Source organism: Mycobacterium noviomagense (genome assembly GCF_010731635.1).
GTDB classification, from domain to species: domain Bacteria; phylum Actinomycetota; class Actinomycetes; order Mycobacteriales; family Mycobacteriaceae; genus Mycobacterium; species Mycobacterium noviomagense.
In genome coordinates, this window is the sequence record NZ_AP022583.1 from 831,855 (window position 1) to 845,287 (window position 13,433).

15 protein-coding genes are annotated in these 13,433 nt (G+C 60.3%); 4 read left to right on the forward strand and 11 right to left on the reverse strand.

Annotated elements, in window-relative coordinates:
* Positions 1-54: 54 nt before the first annotated feature.
* The 3 genes from G6N15_RS03690 to G6N15_RS03700 all read left to right on the forward strand — a co-directional run bounded on the left by G6N15_RS03690 (position 55) and on the right by G6N15_RS03700 (position 1,139).
* Complete coding sequence (locus G6N15_RS03690) at positions 55-459, forward strand: DUF732 domain-containing protein (RefSeq protein ID WP_163747924.1); 405 nt, start codon at positions 55-57, stop codon at positions 457-459.
* Between the two features lie 164 nt (positions 460-623).
* On the forward strand, positions 624-761 hold the full coding sequence (locus tag G6N15_RS03695; RefSeq protein WP_163747926.1) for a hypothetical protein: 138 nt from the start codon (positions 624-626) through the stop codon (positions 759-761).
* Positions 762-980: 219 nt separating this feature from the next.
* Positions 981-1,139 carry a hypothetical protein gene (locus G6N15_RS03700; protein WP_163747928.1) on the forward strand — a complete coding sequence of 53 codons (159 nt, stop codon included), beginning with the start codon at positions 981-983 and terminating at the stop codon, positions 1,137-1,139.
* A gap of 332 nt (positions 1,140-1,471) precedes the next feature.
* On the opposite strand, the gene G6N15_RS03705 is transcribed toward G6N15_RS03700, so the two are convergent.
* The gene (locus G6N15_RS03705; RefSeq protein ID WP_083087238.1) at positions 1,472-2,971 is read right to left on the reverse strand and encodes a serine/threonine-protein kinase; all 1,500 of its coding nucleotides are present in this window, start codon (positions 2,969-2,971) and stop codon (positions 1,472-1,474) included.
* A 383-nt stretch (positions 2,972-3,354) separates the two neighbouring features.
* A complete protein-coding gene (locus G6N15_RS03710) occupies positions 3,355-3,708 on the reverse strand; it encodes a hypothetical protein (RefSeq protein WP_083087237.1) in 354 nt (117 codons plus the stop codon).
* Positions 3,709-3,988: 280 nt separating this feature from the next.
* On the opposite strand from G6N15_RS03710, the gene G6N15_RS03715 reads away from it, so the two are divergent.
* Positions 3,989-6,169, forward strand: a complete 2,181-nt coding sequence (locus tag G6N15_RS03715) for a Helicase associated domain protein (protein WP_083087236.1) — start codon at positions 3,989-3,991, stop codon at positions 6,167-6,169.
* Positions 6,170-6,455: 286 nt separating this feature from the next.
* On the opposite strand, the gene G6N15_RS03720 is transcribed toward G6N15_RS03715, so the two are convergent.
* The 9 genes from G6N15_RS03720 to G6N15_RS03760 all read right to left on the reverse strand — a co-directional run bounded on the left by G6N15_RS03720 (position 6,456) and on the right by G6N15_RS03760 (position 13,397).
* Complete coding sequence (locus G6N15_RS03720) at positions 6,456-7,325, reverse strand: HK97 family phage prohead protease (RefSeq protein WP_163747930.1); 870 nt, start codon at positions 7,323-7,325, stop codon at positions 6,456-6,458.
* The gene (locus tag G6N15_RS03725; RefSeq protein ID WP_139797792.1) at positions 7,322-7,678 is read right to left on the reverse strand and encodes a hypothetical protein; all 357 of its coding nucleotides are present in this window, start codon (positions 7,676-7,678) and stop codon (positions 7,322-7,324) included. The genes G6N15_RS03720 and G6N15_RS03725 overlap by 4 nt, the downstream gene beginning before the upstream one ends.
* On the reverse strand, positions 7,678-8,004 hold the full coding sequence (locus tag G6N15_RS03730; RefSeq protein ID WP_139797791.1) for a hypothetical protein: 327 nt from the start codon (positions 8,002-8,004) through the stop codon (positions 7,678-7,680). The genes G6N15_RS03725 and G6N15_RS03730 overlap by 1 nt, the downstream gene beginning before the upstream one ends.
* Before the next feature lie 312 nt (positions 8,005-8,316).
* Positions 8,317-8,871: a hypothetical protein gene (locus G6N15_RS03735; RefSeq protein WP_083087233.1), complete on the reverse strand. Its 555-nt coding sequence runs from the start codon at positions 8,869-8,871 to the stop codon at positions 8,317-8,319.
* Positions 8,868-9,161 carry a hypothetical protein gene (locus G6N15_RS03740; RefSeq protein WP_139797790.1) on the reverse strand — a complete coding sequence of 98 codons (294 nt, stop codon included), beginning with the start codon at positions 9,159-9,161 and terminating at the stop codon, positions 8,868-8,870. Before G6N15_RS03740 ends, G6N15_RS03735 begins: the two co-directional genes overlap by 4 nt.
* Before the next feature lie 356 nt (positions 9,162-9,517).
* Positions 9,518-10,069 carry a DUF4352 domain-containing protein gene (locus G6N15_RS03745; RefSeq protein ID WP_083087231.1) on the reverse strand — a complete coding sequence of 184 codons (552 nt, stop codon included), beginning with the start codon at positions 10,067-10,069 and terminating at the stop codon, positions 9,518-9,520.
* 142 nt (positions 10,070-10,211) lie between these two features.
* Positions 10,212-12,125: an AAA family ATPase gene (locus G6N15_RS03750; RefSeq protein WP_083087230.1), complete on the reverse strand. Its 1,914-nt coding sequence runs from the start codon at positions 12,123-12,125 to the stop codon at positions 10,212-10,214.
* Positions 12,126-12,900: 775 nt separating this feature from the next.
* A complete protein-coding gene (locus tag G6N15_RS03755) occupies positions 12,901-13,215 on the reverse strand; it encodes a hypothetical protein (RefSeq protein WP_083087228.1) in 315 nt (104 codons plus the stop codon).
* Positions 13,212-13,397, reverse strand: coding sequence for a helix-turn-helix transcriptional regulator (locus G6N15_RS03760; RefSeq protein WP_083087253.1), 186 nt, complete (start codon positions 13,395-13,397; stop codon positions 13,212-13,214). The genes G6N15_RS03755 and G6N15_RS03760 overlap by 4 nt, the downstream gene beginning before the upstream one ends.
* Positions 13,398-13,433: the final 36 nt, after the last annotated feature.

Below are 13,433 nucleotides of genomic sequence, written 5' to 3' on the forward strand. Positions count from 1 at the left end.
CCCGACCGGACCACAGCAGGGATTCGTCCTGCCAGTACACGAATGAGAACCACCATGAAAAAGATCATTGTCGGCGGCCTCGCCGCCGTCGCCGCCGGGATCGGCAGCGCGGCATTCCCGGCCGCGTCAGCCCACGCGGACACCCTGGACACCGACGCAGCAGCGGCGGCGGCCGTGGCCGCGAGCCAGTTCACGGCAGACGTCACTAACGCAGGGTTCTACAACCAGGGCGGCGCGGGCGCTCAACTCGTTGTGGGGATCAACGTCTGCAACAAGCTAGACGCCGGGTCGACGCCCGCAGAGGCGAGCAACGACCTATATGTGCACAGCGGTCTGTCCGACTTCGGCTCGGGCCGGTTCGTCGGCATCGCCGTGCGCGACCTATGCCCCTGGCACTTCGGCCAGGGCTTCTACCAGAGCATGCCCCACGGCGGCTCGAGATCGGGGTCGCTCGCATGATGAAGATCGCTGGCGGTCACATCCTCAGCGCCGCCATTAGCGGCGCAACCGCCGCGGCAGTGATCCGCCCGGGACGTCACCGATGAATCGCCCACCAACTGCAGGCGTAGAGATTGCCGTGAAGAGTCCAATTAGTGAGTGCTTTTGGGAGAGGAGGTGACGGAATGATCAAGGCTCTTACTGCGGTAGCCGCGGCCATCGGCGCGCTGGCGCTGGGCACCGGTGTGGCTCACGCCGACTGCCAGACGCAGTGCTACGACAGCGGCGACACCGGCTATCACCGCGTGACCAGCTGCAACTGAGAAGAGGTTGCCCTAGTCCCGCCTCCGGTGACTGGGAGTACGGCACAAAAGACAACGGGCAGGGGACCGGAACACCCTGGTCTCGTTGCCGTTGATGCAACCGGGAGGAAACATGTATGGATTGATCGCTAGCCTTGTGAACGGGGCGGTTTTCGGCGGGTCGGCCGGTGCCACCCGTACCTGGGCGAACCGCATGATGCAGCCCGCACCTCTACGCCGGTGGGCACGACTCAGATCGGTGAAGTCACGCTTACCCTGCTGCGCCAAACCGTCCAGGCCCATACCTGGTACGAGCTATACGTAATCGCGCCGGGGCGCTGGCTTCCAGTGGGTTCCTACGCGATCTTCCCCCAGGCGCAGGCGCCGGTGCAGGAGTAGAAGGGCTACCTGGACAACGGGGGCACCGTACAGGCGTGGCTGGAGCACACCGCCACCCATCCCTATCAGGCGCGGTTGCCTCGCGCTTCAACCCCGAATGGCAGGGGCCTAATTAAAAAAGCGCCCGATTCCGGAGCGCCGGATTCTAGCGGTGTCGCTGGGAACGCTGAGTGAGCACTTCTCCCGAGATCCACGTTTGCCGTCGCGGTGCACCCTTGTTTGGGGCATAGTCGAGCGCACTCATTGCCGCACCAGCAATGCATAAGCCCGGCAGCCATATCCGCCCGGGCAGTAGAGTTGCGCTCTTGCGCTAGGCAACAGGATTGCGCCATTCAGCCCGCTGCGTACGCGAGCATTGGCTCGGAAGACGCTTGTCCAGTTGCTGGCGCGATAGTCAGACCTGTCGGACGAATCTGGTAGCGGGTTCCGTCCGTCGGGTTCGTCACGTCGAAGCCTTGTGACGACCGCACTGCATTTGCCAGCTCGATGCTGGCGCTGTCACTTAGACGAACCCCGCGATAGTAGAAGTTTCCGGGCTGGATCTCGCATACCACTAACACGGACTGAGTGGTGCGAGCCATGACTGCCGGCTCAGTTCCCGGATCGCAACGCGCACCAGGGTAACTGGTCCAGCCAAGGTTGTCGGTTCCCGGCAGGCTACTGGGGCGCAAATGCGCAGTTGTTGTTGCTGATTCGGTCGTCGCTGGCGCGATAGGTGCCATCGGGCTTTGCGGCCCCCTGCCATTTCGTTCGCCGTTGCGGTCGCGGACAATTACCGAAAAAACGACGACCAGCGCCGCAAGCAGCATGATGCCGGATGCAACAGCTAGGATCAGTGGGCCGCGTCCAAACCTATTCCTTGCCGGTGGTGCTTCGGCTTGCTGAATGTGATCCCTGTACGGAATGTAATCGGATCCCTCGGGGTTCGGCCACCGTTGAGAAAATCTGCGAGTGTCCCTTGGCTGATCGGGGTGAGTAGCTTCAGCCGGCCTCTGGCGTGAAGCTGCAGCATTAGCTGCGCGCGCAAGCTCACCCGCTGACGCAAACCGCGACTCCGGCCGCTTTTCCATGCCGCGGGCAATGACGTCATCGAAATCGCGCGCCAGCTCTGGACGCGTGACGCTCGGTGGAGCGGGGCGTCTCATAGTATGCGCAGCCATCATTTGCAATACGTCCCCTGGCGGAAAAGGGGTATGGCCGGTCAGGCATTCGTATAGCACGCATGCCAGCGAGTAGACGTCGGCCGGCGGGCCCACATGCTCGCCGGTGAACCGTTCCGGCGCCATGTACGCGCACGACCCAATCGCGGCCCCGGCGCTGGTAAGGCCTGTCTCCCCGCCCAGGTGCGCGATGCCGAAATCGACCAGGTAGGCGAAGTCGTTCCGGTTGAGAAGGACGTTTTCCGGCTTGACGTCGCGATGGACGAGTCCGCAGGCATGTGCAGCGTCCAGGGCCGCGGCCACTTGCGCGACGATTGAGGTCGCGCGGGCCGGATCCAGCGGGCCGTTCTCCGCTAGTACGGTCTTAAGGTCGTGGCCCTCCACCAAGCGCATGTCGATGTAAAGCACCCCGTTGATCTCCCCAAAGTCATGCACGGGGATGACGTGCGGCTCCTGTAATCGCGCCGCTACCCGCGATTCGCGACGGAACCTCTCCTGGTACGACGGATCGGCCGCGAACTCGCGGCGCAGCAATTTCACGGCGACCACGCGATCCTTGACGGTGTCATAGGCCTGATACACCTCGCCCATACCGCCCGCCCCAATCAGCGAACGGAGCTCGTAGGGTCCGAACATCTCGCCGACGCGTGAGCCACCGCGGGAGCCGGTCATTCGGCAATTTTTTCACCAGCCAGCGGCGAAGACTGCGGTTCGCGCAAGTTGCAGAGCACGAACAGCTTAAGAGCTTGACGACCCGGTGTCTTACGTCTTGGTTGCCGGCTGAGACACTTTGGGCCCGGCCGGTGATCACTCGGCTGTTCCGATCACCGGCCGGCGCTCAGTACCATGCCAAGGCAACGTGATTTTCGATCCCAGCGTTGGCATTGCGAGCCAATCGCACACCCGCAATAACGTCTAAGCGATAGCGCCTCGCTAGGGGAGGCCGCTTCCGAAGAAACATTGCAGCAGCTATCCCCACCGCGGTTAGTACGCGGTTTTCGTCGCGGGCCTCCAATCCGGTCCGCCGATCAATTCTCGAATCACTTCCCTTCTCCTCAGAACAGGACGACAACTGCGTCGTTGCCGCCGACGCAGCGCACCGCGCTCACGCGCTCACCGTCGGTGAGTAGGGCTGGAAACCCAGGCTGGCATTGCATGTCGTAGACCTCACCGGTCACCGGGCTGTACGCCACCACGATCGCAGGCTCGCCTTGGTTGAAATAGCCTCTGAGGACGTTATGCGCGAACTCACAGCTGGTTACGGTTGTGGCGACACCCGAATGGCCATCAGGGCAGACGATGAACCCCTCGTCAGCGCTAGCAGGGGCGGCTAAGCCTAGACAGGTTGCCGTTAACCCGGTGAGCATGGCGGCGGTGATCGCTTGTGTAATCGCATTGTTGTCATTCATCTCATTTCTCTTTCATGTCTTTAATTGACATGAGCCGAATAGCGCCCGGTCATCAACCGAAACGCGCTGATGCCCTTAGCACATAATGATCCGCATCAAGGTTTTGTTGCTCGGAATAGCGAATAAAAAGAGCGACCAGAAACCAAGTACCACCCGAAGTCAACACCCCGGTCCGCAACGTCGAACAGTTGCGTCACCGCAATAGCTGCTTGATCTCAAGACGCCTGCGATCGATCCGGACATCCTGGACAACAAGATCAAGGCTCACCGCCGATTGTTCATGACGGCTACCCCGCGCATCTACTCGGCTCATGTCCTGAAGACAGCGAAGGAGGCAGGTTATGAGTTCGCCTCGATGGACGACGAGGAGAAATTCGGAAAAGTATTCCACCGTCTCACCTTTCACCAGGCGATAGAGCTGAAGCTACTGACCGACTACCAGGTCGCCATCATCGGTGTCGATAACGCCACCTACCGAGACTGGGCCGAAAAGGGTTGGTTCATTACCGTTGACGGTAAGGAAGTGAAGGACGCTCGCTCCGTGGCTGGACAGATCGGGCTAGCCAAAGCGATGCGCGAGTACGAACTGCACCGGGTCATCACTTTCCACCGGCTCGTCAAGGGGGCCAAAGAGTTTAAGGCGTCGTTTCCTGGCGTCATCGATTGGATGCCCGCACGGCAGCGACCCAAGGGCAAGCTGTGGACGGATCATGTTGACGGCACGATGTCTGCCTGGGAACGCCAGCGTCGGCTGCAACGTCTTGGCGATGTAGGTAATGGCGAGCACGGGGTTATCTCTAATGCACGTTGCCTCACCGAAGGAATCGACGTTCCCACCCTTGACGGAGTGGCCTTCATCGACCCAAAACGATCAGACATCGACATCGCCCAGGCTGTCGGTCGTGCCATCCGGCTTGCTGACGACAAGACAATCGGCACCATCGTCATCCCCGTTTTCATCGACACTGACGAACCGAATCCTGATGTCGTCCTTAAAGACTCAGCATTCAAGGCGGTTTGGGACGTTTTGCTGGCACTACGATCCCACGACGAAGACTTGGCCCAACAGTTAGATGACCTGCGCCGGATGCTCGGACGGCTACCTAGTGGCAGCCGTGGTTCATTACGACTGCCGCCCAAGATTGTCGAGATTCCAGATGTCTGCGGTGCCGACTTCGCCCGCGCTTTCGAGGTGCGCCTTATTGAGCAGACCACCGCGTCGTGGGAGTTCTGGTTCGGGCTGCTGGAACGGTTCCTCGATGACAACGGTCACGCCCGCGTCCCGCAGTCCTACTCCCTGGATGGCTACTCGCTCGGCTCGTGGGTTAGCACGCAGCGCAGTCGCCACCGCAAGGCTACCCTCGCCGCGGATTTGCAACATCGGCTTGAAGACCTGCCCGGCTGGACATGGGACATTCTGGCCGACCAATGGGAGGCGGGGTTCAGCCGACTCCTGGACTACGTTGAACGCCACGGTTATGCCCGCGTCCCAGTGTCCTACATGGTCGATGGCTACAAGCTAGGCGCGTGGGTAAACGAACAATGCACTAGACATGCCAAAGGCATCCTGGAGGCCGACCGCGAACGCCGACTCCTCGAACTGGCCGGTTGGACATGGGACCGGCACGACGACACATGGGAGAAGGGTTACCGCAGACTCCTGGACTACGTCGAACGCCACGGTGATGCCCGCGTCCCGCAGTTATACACCGTCGATGGTTACCAGCTCGGTGCATGGGCCACGACGCAACGCGTCAATCGCACTAAAGGCACCCTTGACGCAGATCGCGAACGGCGACTGCAAGACCTGCCGGGGTGGACATGGGACGCTGTCACCGACAAATGGGAGGACGGTTACCACCGGCTCATGCAATACGTTGAATCTAACGGTGATTCCCGTGTCCCATACTCCTACACCGTCGATGGCTACCAGCTCGGTGCATGGGTCAAGATCCAGCGGGGTTCCTTCGCCGACGGTCTGCTTGATGGCGACCGCCAACGCCGACTGCAGGAACTGCCTGGGTGGACATGGGACCCTCGCGCCGATATGTGGGAGGAGGGTTTCCGCCGACTCGTGGGTTATGTCGAACGCCATGGTGATGCCCGCGTCCCGAAGCCATACATTGTCGATGGCTACAAACTCGGCGACTGGGTGCACAACCAACGCAGCTTCCGCGCCAGAGGCGCACTTGACGCAGACCGCGAACGCCGACTTCAGGAACTGGCCGGATGGACATGGGACCCTCGCGCCGACAAGTGGGAGGAGGGTTATCGCCGACTCGTGGATTATGTCGAACGCCATGGTGATGCCCGTGTCCCGCAGTCTCACACCGTCGATGGCTACCAACTCGGTGCATGGGTCACAACGCAACGCCAAAGGCAGAAGAAAGCATTACTTGATGCCGATCGCCAACGCCGACTCGAAGGGCTGCCCGGCTGGACTTGGAATGCACGCCCGTAGTGAACCGTTTGTTGAGAGTCATGGGAAGCCCTGCACTGAGACACCAGACCGCCCTGTGCGAAGGACAAGACGCAGAAAGACCAGAGCGGCTTGGTGATCAGGGTGCCCAGCCAGGAACTGGCCCGCCCCCATGTTTCGCGGGCGACGGCTGGGCACGTCTAGGCCACCGTTTTCCCGCCCAATTGACCGCTGAGCGACGTTCGGTGGCGAGTCGTGGGATTCATCCTGTCAGTGTTCGTTCGTCTGTTCTGCTGGCTGTGAGCGGGCGTATAGCCCGCGCAAATCTCTAGTGCCGCAAGAACGCGGCGCGTTGGTAATCGTCAAGAACGCTGCGGGTTTCCGGCGCGAAGCGCCTGGCGCGATTACGGTTTCGACGCCGGTAGAGATCCAGCAACGCCTGGGCCGGATCGGTCATGTCAAGCCCGCCGTATCGCTTGCCGCGTTCCTCATTTAGCCTGCGCCTCAGGGTAAGTTCACGCTGCGCCGCGTCATTGCTGCGGTGTTCGACACCCGGCAACACGGTCGGCGGCGCGGATACCGCTAGGTCAGTGCGCGTGAACAACGAACGTAGCTCACCCTGCGCGGCCAGGGCGATCACGTCTTCTTCGTCCACATCAGCGAACAGTGAAAGCGACCGGTACAAGGTCTTCACGGTGGCGTCGGGATATGCCGGAATCGCCGTTGGCGCGACGTCAATCAGCCGACCACTCACCAGGTGACGTTCAGGCATCCCGCCGTCACCCAGACGCCAGTCGTCATCGTACGCCTGGAAACTGAACGACGATCCAGGCAGGTCGCCGCGCTCGGCCAATTCCCAGACATCGCTGCGGGTTTCGGGGACCCGGACTGAGTAGTCCAGCCCGGTGTTGTCCAGCTTCAATTCCAGCGTCCGAGATGCGGTGCTACCCAGTAGCATTCGCGGGTCGTGCTCGAAACGTGCGACAACCATGGGCCAGCCGTCGCTCTTTGACTTGTTGAAGAACGACGGTTCTACAACCTCTCGGATGCCGCCCATTGGGTGTGAACGCTTCCCGAACACGGCTGCGTAGCCGCCGATTACGCGGGCTTGGCCGCCGTTGAGACTGCGCGTCTCAACTCGCAGACCATTGGAGAACACACCTGTATGTAGCCGCTCCATCGATGGATCACTGCTCATTGACATACCTCCCTTTGTCGATAACGGGTCAGGTACGCCTCGATGACTGTGTTGGTGACTTGTGCAATCTGGGAATCATCAACCAGCACAAGGAAAGCGCGCAAGTCGTCGGCCAACGTCGGCCACACGGCGCTGTCCACGATGCTGTCGCGGTCATGGAGCGCAGCAACCCAGATCAGTGGTGGGCGTATTCCGCTGCGCTCGTCCAATTGATACATCTGACCGTAGAGCGCACCAAAGTTGCGCTTGTCAGTAACCGTGGCGCGCAGCCATTCTCGCGCCTGATCAGGAGTGTAGTCCTCGACGTCCCAGGTGAAAAACGGCTTGGAGATAGGAGTTTCGTCGTCAAACATCAGGCCACCGACCACCCTTCGCCGCGTCCCTTAGGGAAAGCCGGGTGACGGCCAACAATCGACTCCGGTAACGGGCGTGCTTCCTCAGGTACCGGGTTCGGCGTTTGTTGAATGACCTCGTCCATCAACTTCGGGTTTTCCTCGTAGGCGCGGCCCAGTTGATCCAGGCCAACCTTGCCGTAATCGGCTAAGCCCTGCGCTACAAGACGTTTCGCGTCCAGGGGTGTTGGGACTTCAAGGGTGTCACCACGCCTGACATCATGCTTGCCGTACCACTGTCCACCCATATCCACACGGCTAGTCACCCGAATTGGCTTGTCTCCCATTGCCTTGCCCCTTTCACGTTGCGAACAGGCCCTATGGGCCGGGGTATGGGCCGTACAGTCCGGGAAAACCGTGTCGCCCTTGATCTGTGCAACCAGCGTCGCGCGTGCCGGCGGTCTTCGTCCAACTTGTGGTCTTCACCGATAAACGGTGCGCCGATTGCGGATTCGCCCGCGCTGCCGGTGGTATGCGCCGCTGCCACGGCGGCTGTGCCTGCCTCGCGGTGGATACGGGTCGCGTCGTTACCGGCGTAAACCGCCGCAGCGTCTGCCGCCGGTGCGCGCGGCGGCTGGCTGTCGCCGCTAATCGACCCTTTAGTGAGTGCCATTGGTGCTCCGTTTCAAATGTGTTTCGTCGTCGTCTGTTTCGTCATCGTCATCGTCGAGGCCGTTAGCGACCTTGGCCAAATGCGCTAGTAACTCGTACTTTTCAAACAGCACGTAGTCATCTGAGTCATTTGACTCAGTGCAGTCGAGGTCGATACCGGCGTCCTCGGCGTAATCCAGCAGCCGCCACAATGTGCGGTATAACGATGTTGCGCACTCGATTCGGAAGTCTGCGGAATGGCCCTGCTGGTCGATTGCTTTAGCCGCTTCCCTGGCGATGATCACGTCGGCGGGGCATCGTGTTTTGACCTCGTCAGGCAGACGGACAATGAATTCCTCTGTGGCGCAGCTGTACTCATTCGGCCAGATTAACAACCCGCGCTCCGACCCGTCAGATACCTCGTAATTCCACTGAAGATTCCAGGAAAGGTCTTCATATGTTCGAAACGCCATATCGCGCAACCAATCCGGGCTTTCAAATGCACTGATCACCGCCAACGCCATCGTCGCGGCGCGTTCCAGGTCTTCGCGTTCGCGTATCACTGCGCCCTCCTTGCCGCTTTCCCAGCCATTGCCGAGACCGTGGCCAAACGACCGCCCGTCTTTTTGCGCGGGCCCTTCAGTTCGCCGAGCAGGTTTCGGAGTTCGTGCGCGTTTCTTGCCGTCATTGCCGCGTGCGCCGGGTCATCGAGCCGCTGAGCCACGGTGATCGCGGCTGCGACGATGGCCGGGTGTTCGGCGGCACGGGGAAGCAACTCGACCTCGGCCAGGACGGCAAGCTCGTTCGGCCCCGGCTGCTGCACCGGCTGGCCGGTGTTTGGCAGCGCTACCACGTTTGGCACCGGGTCTGGCCGGGCTGCGCGCTGGCGACGACGGGCTGCGGCCTCGGCGGCGCGGCAGACGTTGCAGCGGCATCCACTTCGATACGCGCTGCGACCGTGCCTACCCTGCTCATTCATAAACGCTTATGATACGCGCGGATCGCGTTGTCTCCGAATCGAATTCCCTTTGTATCAGCAAATGGCGCGGCTGTCGATACGATAGCGGACTGGAGCGGTCGCCACCGGATTGTTTGCTGTGGTTAGCTCGTGGTTACAGATACCGAGTCGCGCGCGACGCCCAAAACCGTCCGCGAAAAGCTGGGATGCCTAGCACTCGGGGAGCGGGTGCCACCAAGAAATCGGAGACGCTAGGACAGGTTGACAACTACTCCGGGTGAATGCATCGACTCGCGAAGCACCACGTGAGCCGGCTTCACATCGTCGGGCACACTGAACGCCAAGACAGCCTTCAGCTTGACGCCCGGGTTGATATCGGTCTGGATTATTGCTTGTGAGTTGAACGCCGATGCCTCCTCTAGTCCGTGCAGATCTACGGAAAACTCACGGCCCTGAGCGTCGATGAGCTTCTGGTAGTCGGCGACGTAGGTCTGCGCGCTAATGCCCAGGTTCTCTATTGTCAAGATCACCGCTAGTGCGCCGCTTTTTGGTCCCTGTACTTCGGTGACTGTGAAAGCTAGGTTGCCGTCTTGCGCTTCTTGACCCATGCCAGCAGATGGGGCCCGGGTGGTGGTCTGCGGCGACAACGGGGACGGCCACGCCGACGACGGTGGCGCAGCGGTGACGGTGACCGTGACTGTCTTGGTCTCAGTCTGAAGAAGCGGGCGCACCGCACTGCAAGACGCGGCGAGCCCTGACACGAGCATCAGCGACGTGATAAGTGCGACCAGTTTCACCCCCATGGACCCAGCTTAGGTCGTCCTCTCGCTCCTATCCCTCGTTGATCTTCGCGTCGAACAACTGAGTGCGGGCCGAGGGCGTCCAGCAGTTCGTTCACGAACCCCCTAGGATTCGGTGGTCGGAGGTCTGATCCGGTTGACGCAACTAGTCACTTGTACGACATTCGACGCACAGGCCTGTCTCAAGGGATATTGGCAGTGCCAGAGGTGCACCACAACCACATGTGTTCTTCCGCTTCAACGCTGCGACACCTGAGGAATCTGAGGAATGTAGTGATTGTGGAGAGTGTAGGGAATGTGAGGGGTCGTCTGGTTGACCTCTGCTCTCGCTGGTTGCCGCGTAGTCTTGACTTTCGCCGCTATCCCCGGATTCCTCATATTCCTCACCCCATCTAGGGTGTTGCTCCGCGTATCTACGCGACTGGAATATGCCACGCTCCACTCGCACTATGAAACCGTTGTCGGCCAGCCGGTTGAGAAGGTTACTAGTGGCTTTGGGTGTCATCCCGAGCTTGAAGGAGATGTCCTCGACCCTCACCTGGCCGCGCCCGTTGATGATTTGCACGGCCCGTTGCCCGTTCGCCCCATGCTTTTTCATCTGCACCTGCTTGGCTGCCTCCTCACGCCGAACGTCTAACCGTTCCGACGCGCCGGTGAGGTTGTCGCCGTCGAGTTGCCAGAGGAATCCGTCCTGCACGAGCAGCGCGTACTCGTTTTCCATGATGTCGCGCCCGGTCACCGACAGCACGGCCTCAGCCTCTTTGCGCTTACGGGCGAGTGTGATGATGCAGTCCACCGATCCGGCGATACCCTGTGTGCCCGATACCAGGTCCACGAAATCGCCCGAGTCGGCCTTGCGGGTGTGGTGAATGATGAGAATGGCTGCGCCAGGGCAGGAGTCGGCCAGTGCTTTGAATTTGCCGCCGACTTCGTAATCGACAAGGTATGCCTCTTGGCCGGACCGCCTCTGCGGCTTGGCTTTCCCGAGCGTGTCGAGGATGACCAGCGGTTTCAGATAGCCGTAGCGTTGTAGGAATTCGGCCATCACGGCGACACATTCTGCCGGCGTGGCTTTCGTAACGAACGTGATACCGGGTGGTATCGGTTTTCCCAGTTGGATGTCGCGGTAGCGGCTCTGTAGTCGCCGGTGACCATCTTCAAGCGCGAGCACCAGAACCGGGCGCTTAGCAACGTCGATGTATCCCAACGCTTTACCACCAGATGCGACGGCTATCGCCAAGTTGCCGGTGAGGAAGCTTTTGCCGACTTTGGGCGGTCCTGCGAGCACGGTGACGCCCTCAACGATCAGACCTGGCACGATTTCTTCAAGCTCTGGAAATGTCTGCTTCTCAAGCCATTCGCTGGTTACGCCGAGCTTGTCGAGCAGCGATGGCGTGACCAGTTCATCGAGTGTCTTACCTGCCGCAATGTGGTCTGACATATCTTTACCGACCGCAGATTCCACTATCTCAACGGACTTGGCGATTGATCTAAGGTGCGCGGCGACCTTGCTCGCGTGCTCGCGGCCCTTCTCGTCTTTGTCCTGAACGATCTTGACGTGTCTGCCGGATAGTGGTGTCCAGTCGAATTTGTCGGGGTCGGTGCCAGCACCTTGCGCTGGACTGACAGCTGCCGTCTTGTAGATGTGCGTGAGGTTGAGTGCGTCCTTCTCGCCCTCGGTCACGTATACGGTCTCGGCATCACCGATGTCCTCGACCTGAAACAGACTGGTGTCTTTAGTGTTCCCACTCTGCCGGAACTGTTTATCGGACGTGCGGTGGACCTTTCGGCCACCGGGATAGAGGTAGGTAGTCCTACCCTTCGGATTGTTGTAAAGGTCTGTCAGCGTGAGGTTGAGCGCCGCGAGCACGTCCTCTATGTCGCAGCCAGCGTGACAGTAGACGAGTGCTTGATCGGGTACCTCGGTGATGGACAGTGACGGATTACGGTCATGATGGGCAGGGCATTGCGCCTGAGCGCGTTGGCCATTGGCATTGACGGTGCAGCCGTTATCGCCGAGCGCGGCGAGAATGCGCTCGTATGCTGTAGTATCTGACATGGATCAACGGAGTTCCTTTCTCTGAGGGTTCATGGTTCAAGGGAGTTCCCTTCTCGGGTTCCTAAAGGTTTAACTGGTCACCGAAACCTGTTGCGATTGCCCCGGTTCCTGACGCCGGGGCTTTCGTGCATCTCAGCCTACTTCATTGTCTCCCTTGATCACTGAGTCATTTGTCCTACTGCTCTTGGGTTTCCGTCCATCGCCAAGCCGTCGCCGCATCTCGACGCGTGTCGAGAATCGTACTGATCGGTTGTGTTTGCGGCCCATAAGATTACCTCGCTCGGCCTCGAAAGTCGTTGGTGCCACAGACGGCGCACCGCTTATAGCCCCGAATACGTGGGCACTGAAAACAGATAGAGCACGAAGGTTGTAGTGGCTCAACCGGGGCCGGGGCAGGAACCAGCGGCTCCGGTTGGGCGTCTGTGGGTTTGGTCATGATCGCTCACTCACCCCAACTGCTGGTATACCGTTTGTTCGTCCACTGGTCGGGCCAGCCGCGCCGTTTGAGTGGGAATGCTTCGGCGGGTAGTTCGTCAAACCCCAGAGACCGCAGGTTGATTGAGGGCGGATGCTTTGTTACGTCGTGCCCTGGCGGGAGGTCGAGCAGTGTGCGCAGGAAGTCGCCGCTACCGACAACCGTGTATCGCAATCCTCGGTCATCAAGACAGAAGAGACATCCCCAGTCATCATCACGTGGTGGCAGGCCCATGGCCTTGGCGAGCTTGTTGTCCGCAAACGCGAACTCTTTCGGATATAGCACCATCATCAATCACCGTCACGCCGGTTCAATGTCGTATTCGCGGCTAAGAACATCGGCAAGCTCGACCGCAAGTGTCGCAGTCATGTTGTGGCTCAAGTGCTTCCACAACGGAATGTCGAGTCGGGCGGCTAGCTCCACGGCGTCGTTGTGCGCGAGCCGCAATGATCGGTGCGGCTCTAATTGTTCGCATCGCCGGTATGTCAGTACGCCATCGCGGCGGCGTGGTTGCAATTCGTAGACCGTGGCGGCGTAATAGGAATAGCTCGCGTACTTTTTGGCACTGACAACTGACACGACCCGTTGGGGTGCCTCGAACTCGGTCGCGGTCATGCTGTCGCCTCTTCTTGTTCTGCGAGCCAGGCCATGACGGTGGAGCGCCGCCAGACGCGGCGGCGTCCGATTTTGAAGCTGGCCGGTCCTTCTCCGGTCATTGCCCAATACCGCCAGGTAGAGGCCTTGGTGCCGGTGAGTGCTTCGAGGTCGCTGCTGCTGAGATAGTCGCTGCTGTCCATGTTGGTCGTCCTTTCTGTTCCGTTGCCGGGCCAGGC

Coding starts and splice junctions, on each gene's coding strand:
- G6N15_RS03750 (WP_083087230.1), bottom strand. CDS start 12,125: ATGTCAGATACTACAGCATACGAGCGCATTCTCGCCGCGCTCGGCGAT.
- G6N15_RS03725 (WP_139797792.1), bottom strand. CDS start 7,678: ATGTTTGACGACGAAACTCCTATCTCCAAGCCGTTTTTCACCTGGGAC.
- G6N15_RS03755 (WP_083087228.1), bottom strand. CDS start 13,215: ATGACCGCGACCGAGTTCGAGGCACCCCAACGGGTCGTGTCAGTTGTC.
- G6N15_RS03730 (WP_139797791.1), bottom strand. CDS start 8,004: ATGGGAGACAAGCCAATTCGGGTGACTAGCCGTGTGGATATGGGTGGA.
- G6N15_RS03745 (WP_083087231.1), bottom strand. CDS start 10,069: ATGGGGGTGAAACTGGTCGCACTTATCACGTCGCTGATGCTCGTGTCA.
- G6N15_RS03715 (WP_083087236.1), top strand. CDS start 3,989: ATGACGGCTACCCCGCGCATCTACTCGGCTCATGTCCTGAAGACAGCG.
- G6N15_RS03690 (WP_163747924.1), top strand. CDS start 55: ATGAAAAAGATCATTGTCGGCGGCCTCGCCGCCGTCGCCGCCGGGATC.
- G6N15_RS03760 (WP_083087253.1), bottom strand. CDS start 13,397: ATGGACAGCAGCGACTATCTCAGCAGCAGCGACCTCGAAGCACTCACC.
- G6N15_RS03710 (WP_083087237.1), bottom strand. CDS start 3,708: ATGAATGACAACAATGCGATTACACAAGCGATCACCGCCGCCATGCTC.
- G6N15_RS03720 (WP_163747930.1), bottom strand. CDS start 7,325: ATGAGCAGTGATCCATCGATGGAGCGGCTACATACAGGTGTGTTCTCC.
- G6N15_RS03695 (WP_163747926.1), top strand. CDS start 624: ATGATCAAGGCTCTTACTGCGGTAGCCGCGGCCATCGGCGCGCTGGCG.
- G6N15_RS03705 (WP_083087238.1), bottom strand. CDS start 2,971: ATGACCGGCTCCCGCGGTGGCTCACGCGTCGGCGAGATGTTCGGACCC.